Annotated in this window: 5 protein-coding genes; all 5 read left to right on the forward strand. The window is 63.7% G+C overall.

The features are described from left to right. Positions 1-1,522 (forward strand): type III-A CRISPR-associated protein Cas10/Csm1 (gene cas10 / locus NZN28_RS13830; protein WP_295399122.1); only part of this gene is annotated, 1,522 nt, incomplete at its 5' end. A 9-nt stretch (positions 1,523-1,531) separates the two neighbouring features. Next, entirely contained in the window at positions 1,532-2,005 is a 474-nt protein-coding gene (csm2, locus tag NZN28_RS13835) for a type III-A CRISPR-associated protein Csm2 (protein WP_295399124.1), read from the forward strand. 3 nt (positions 2,006-2,008) lie between these two features. Further along, positions 2,009-2,683 carry a type III-A CRISPR-associated RAMP protein Csm3 gene (gene csm3 / locus NZN28_RS13840; RefSeq protein WP_295399126.1) on the forward strand — a complete coding sequence of 225 codons (675 nt, stop codon included), beginning with the start codon at positions 2,009-2,011 and terminating at the stop codon, positions 2,681-2,683. Then, complete coding sequence (locus NZN28_RS13845) at positions 2,680-3,555, forward strand: RAMP superfamily CRISPR-associated protein (protein WP_295399128.1); 876 nt, start codon at positions 2,680-2,682, stop codon at positions 3,553-3,555. Before csm3 ends, NZN28_RS13845 begins: the two co-directional genes overlap by 4 nt. Then, the coding region (gene csm5, locus NZN28_RS13850; protein WP_295399130.1) for a type III-A CRISPR-associated RAMP protein Csm5 at positions 3,552-4,400 on the forward strand (849 nt) is incomplete at its 3' end. The genes NZN28_RS13845 and csm5, both read left to right, overlap by 4 nt.

The raw sequence follows: 4,400 nt of genomic DNA on the forward strand, positions 1-4,400 counted from the left end.
CCGGCGCACCGGCTTTACCCCCCTTCAGCGCATCATGAGCGCAGGGGGCAAGTTCTACCTGCTCTTGCCCAACACCCAGGCAGTGCATCAGGCGCTCCGCGAGGTGCGCAGGGACTGGGAGGAATGGGCTTTGGAGCAAGGCGCTACCTTGCTGCCTTTTTTGGCTGAACATCCCTTTGCTCCCGCGGGCTTCAAGCGCTTCAGCCTGGTGCTTCAGGAGGCGCACCAGAAGCTGGCCCTGGCCAAGCTAAGGCCCCTGCAAAGCCAGCTGGGGAGCTTCTACCTGAGCGGAAGCGGCCAGAGCCTTCGCCCCTGCGCGGCCTGCGGGGCGCGCCCAGCCAGGTCGGCCACCGAGGCGCTTTGCCACGGGTGCGAGCGGGATGCTCACCTGGGCCGCCTGATTCCCAAGCGAGAGGAGGTGGGGTTTTTTAGCGATGGTGCCCCCAAGCCCCACCACCGCTTTCCGGGCTGGCGGGTGGCTTTAGAGAAATCGGATCTTTACACCCTGCGCACCCGCCCCAGCTTCACCCCGGCCCCCTATCCCTGGGAGGTGCGGCTGCTGGCCGGACACATCCTCACCCTGCGCGATGCGCTGAACACAGGAAATTGGCGCGACCTGGCCGAGTACCAGGCCTGGGCCAGGGAACAGGGCCTTTGGGAAGAGGAAGAAGGGGGCCGCAAGGAAGACGACCCCCTCACCCTGGCCGAGCTGGCCGAGTTTTCCAACGGGGCCAAGTACCTGGGGGCCCTGATGCTCGACGCCGATCGCATGGGCGAGGCCTTTGCCACGGGGTTTGTGGACGAAAAGGGCGCCGACCACAGCAGCCCCAGCCGCATAGCGAGCCTTTCGCGAATGCTCGAGCTCTTCTTTGCCGGGGAGGTGCTGGAACTTATCAAGCACCCCAAAACCTACGCCAAGCGCTTGGGTTGGAGCGAGCTCGAGGCCAGCGAGAAAGCCCGCCGCTTCCCCCTCATCTACTCGGTCTATGCGGGGGGCGACGACCTCTTTCTGTTGGGGCCCTGGGACGTGCTCCTGGAGTTCGCCCTGGACTTAGAAGCGCTCTACCGAAGGTTCACCCAGCATCCCCAGCTCACCCTTTCGGGCGGGTTCGTGCTGGTGAACCCCTCGCTGCCCATCCCCCTGCTGGCCGAGGCGGTGCAGGAGGCCGAGCAGCAGGCCAAACAGAACGGGCGGAACCGGCTTCACCTCTTCGGTCAGAGCGTGCCCTGGGCAGAGCTGCGGGACCTGGTGCCTTGGGTGCGGGACTTGCGGCAACACCTGAACGCTGAGGGCGAAGAGGGCCTGAGCAGCGCGCTGGCCTACCGGCTTTTGCGCCTGTGGAAGCAGCACCAGCAGGAAGACCCAGCCCGCCGGATGCGCTACAAGCCCCTGCTGGCCTACACCCTGCGCGAGCGGAGCAAGGAAATTCGGGAACACTACCTGCAGCTAACCGACCACCAAGCCCCGGCCTGGCAGTACCTGCCGGTCTGGTTGCAGTGGGGGTTGTACCTGGAGCGATAGGGAGGCGGTATGGAGTTTTTTGAGGACCTGGAAAGGGGTGTTTACCGAAAGGGGCTTTTTGACGAGGAGGCCAAGCGCTGGGCGCAGGAGTTGCGCAGTGAGGGGCAGGGGCAGAACAAGCTCAAGTCGAGCCAGTTTCGCAACTACTTCCACGAGTTCCGCCGGCTCGAGGACGTCTTCGAGCGCTACAAGCGGGAGGCCGGGGAGGACAAGGAGCTGGCCTGGAGGCGCTTTTCTTCCCAGATTGAGCTACTGCGGGCCAAGCTGGCCTATGGAGGGCGCTCCAACGGCGGCCCTCTGCAAAACCTACCCACATTCCGGGCGCGAATGGATGAGCTTCTCTCCGATGCCAAAAAAAGCGAGAAGCACTTCGCGGCAGCCATGCTCTTTTTGGAAGCGGTGCTGGCCTACTTCTACGGACTGGAAGGCGAGCGCAACGGCGATGCTGCGTCCCGTGGCCCCCAGCCTCAGGGCAGGAGGTAACAGATGAAACTGCTTGGCTACAAGCGCATTCACGGCATCATCCGGCTCAAAAGCGGCCTGCGGATTGGCATGAGCAAAGACCAGATGGCCATTGGGGACGTGGATAACCCCGTCATCCGCAACCCGCTGACCGACGAGCCCTATATTCCCGGCTCCTCCCTCAAGGGCAAGATGCGGTATTTGCTCGAGTGGTACTTTGGGGGGAAGTACATTACTGAGTCCGACCAGTACCATGTTTACAAGGACGAGGATGGCCCCATCGGGCGTATTTTCGGCGTGGCTCCTGGTAACGACCGCCGCAGCAAGGAGCTAGCTCTGCAGCGCGGCCCCACCCGCCTCCTGGTGCGCGACGCTTACCTAACGGAGGAGTCCAGAAAGGCCCTCGAGGCCATGACCGCCCGCGGCGGCTACCTGACCGAGGTCAAGCAGGAGGTTTTCATCCCCCGCATCGGCGGCAACGCCAACCCCCGCACCGCCGAGCGTGTGCCCGCTGGGGCCGAGTTCGCCTTTGAGATGGTCTACCGGGTGATGGACACCGGCGATGGTGGCCGGACTGACCGGGAGAACTTCAAGCACGTGGAGAAAGCCCTGGAGCTTTTGCAGCTCGATGGCCTGGGGGGTTACATCAGCCGGGGCTACGGTCAGGTGGAGCTTTCGTACCAGGTAGAGGATAGATGAGGGTTTTGGCTTTTCACCTGCGGTTGGGTAGCCTTGCTCACCCGCTCAGCGCCCCCACCCTCTGGGGCCACCTGGCCTGGTGGGTGCGCTATACCCAGGGAGAAGATGGGCTTGGGGCGTGGCTGCAAGAGTTTCAAAACAAACCCCCCTTCCTCATCTCCTCGGCCTTCCCCAGAGGCTACCTGCCCCGCCCCCTGCTGCCGCCTGTCCAGGTGCAGGATACCCTGAAGCGCAAAAAGCTCAAGGGCCTGCGCTACTTGAGCCTGGAAACCTTCAAAAGGGTCATCCAGGAGGGGGAGCAAGCCCTGCTAAACTCCCCCGAGCTGGAAAAGAGCCAGACGCCCCGCGTCAGGGTAGCCAGCCAGACCCGCGTGGGCATTGCCCGCGCCACCGGCACCGCCCAGGAAGGCATCCTCTTTACCGACCGGATCTACTGGCTGGGCCAGCAGGTGTGGACGGTGTACGTGCAGATGCGAGGAGAGGCCGACTACCTGGAAACTGCCCTTCGGGAGATTGGCGCCTTTGGCTACGGCGGCAAAGCCAGCGTGGGCCTGGGGCGCTTCGAGGTGGTGGCTGTGGAAGAGATGGAGCTGCCCGAGGCGGAAAACCCCGCCCACTACGTCACCCTGGCCCCCACCCTGCCCGAGGGCGAGGGCTTTTTTGCCCTGGAAACCTACTGGGGCCGCCTGGGAGGCCACTACGCCCAGGCCGAAACCCCCTTCAAGCGCCCCTACCTGCGGGCCAGGGAGGGCAGCGTGTTCAGGCAGGTGCCCTCGGCCAAGCTCCTGGACGTGACCCCCGAACCGGCCCCGGAAGCGCAGGTTAGGGTCTGGGAGTATCTGTATGCTTTCCCCTTAGGGGTGCGGGTATGAGCTTTCTGGAGAGTTATCGGCTGGTCATCGAGACCCTGGGGCCCATCCACGTGGGCACAGGGGAAGCCTTCCCGGCCTACAGCTACCTGCTGGACGAAAAAAACAAACAAGCCCTGATTTTAGACGCAGGGCGGCTTCTGGAGCTGCTTACCCCTGAGCAGCAGAAAAATTACCTTGAGGCGGTGGCCCAGGGCCCCAAGCGGGCCCAGGAGAGCCTGCAATCGCTCTGGAACAGCGGCCTGGTAGACCCCACCCCGGCCATCCTGCGCCAAGTGGCGGTAAGCGGACCTTTCATCCAGACCGTCAAAAAGGCCACCGACGCGGCGGGGCTCGAGTTCCGCCCCCTGCCCCGAAGCGCCCTGGGGGCCTATCTGCCGGGCTCTTCCATCAAGGGGGCTTTGCGAACGGCCTGGATGTTTAGGCGGCTTTTGCAGAGAGGGCAGGATGTCGAGTACAAAGGCGGCTGGCGCTGGGGGGAGCGGGCACCCAAAGATGAATGGCCCCTGGTCAGGCCGCCCAAAGAGATTAGACCCCATGTTGCACAGGCGTTTGAGGCCCTGGTGTTGGATTATGAGACAGAGCGGGGCTTCAACCTCCACAAGGACCCCTTCCGTCAGGTGCGGGTTGGCGATACCGAACCCAGCGAAAACCTGCTGTTGAACCGGATCGGGGTTTTTCACCCCAGAGGCGCCATGGACGGCACCGTGCTGCTGGCCGAAACCTTCCGCAGCAAAACGCAGCTGGCGGCCACCCTCCGCTTTCACACAGGCCTGGCCCAACAGAACCACAAGGACACCGTTTCGCACAGGATTTCCGCTAAGGATTTAGCTGAGGCCTGCCGGGAG

Origin of the sequence: Meiothermus sp. (assembly GCF_025056915.1) — a bacterium.
In the GTDB taxonomy this organism is placed as follows: Bacteria; Deinococcota; Deinococci; order Deinococcales; family Thermaceae; genus Meiothermus.

Excerpts from the sequence above, each read along its gene's own strand:
- csm2 (WP_295399124.1), top strand. The coding sequence starts at position 1,532 with ATGGAGTTTTTTGAGGACCTGGAAAGGGGTGTTTACCGAAAGGGGCTT.
- csm3 (WP_295399126.1), top strand. The coding sequence starts at position 2,009 with ATGAAACTGCTTGGCTACAAGCGCATTCACGGCATCATCCGGCTCAAA.
- NZN28_RS13845 (WP_295399128.1), top strand. The coding sequence starts at position 2,680 with ATGAGGGTTTTGGCTTTTCACCTGCGGTTGGGTAGCCTTGCTCACCCG.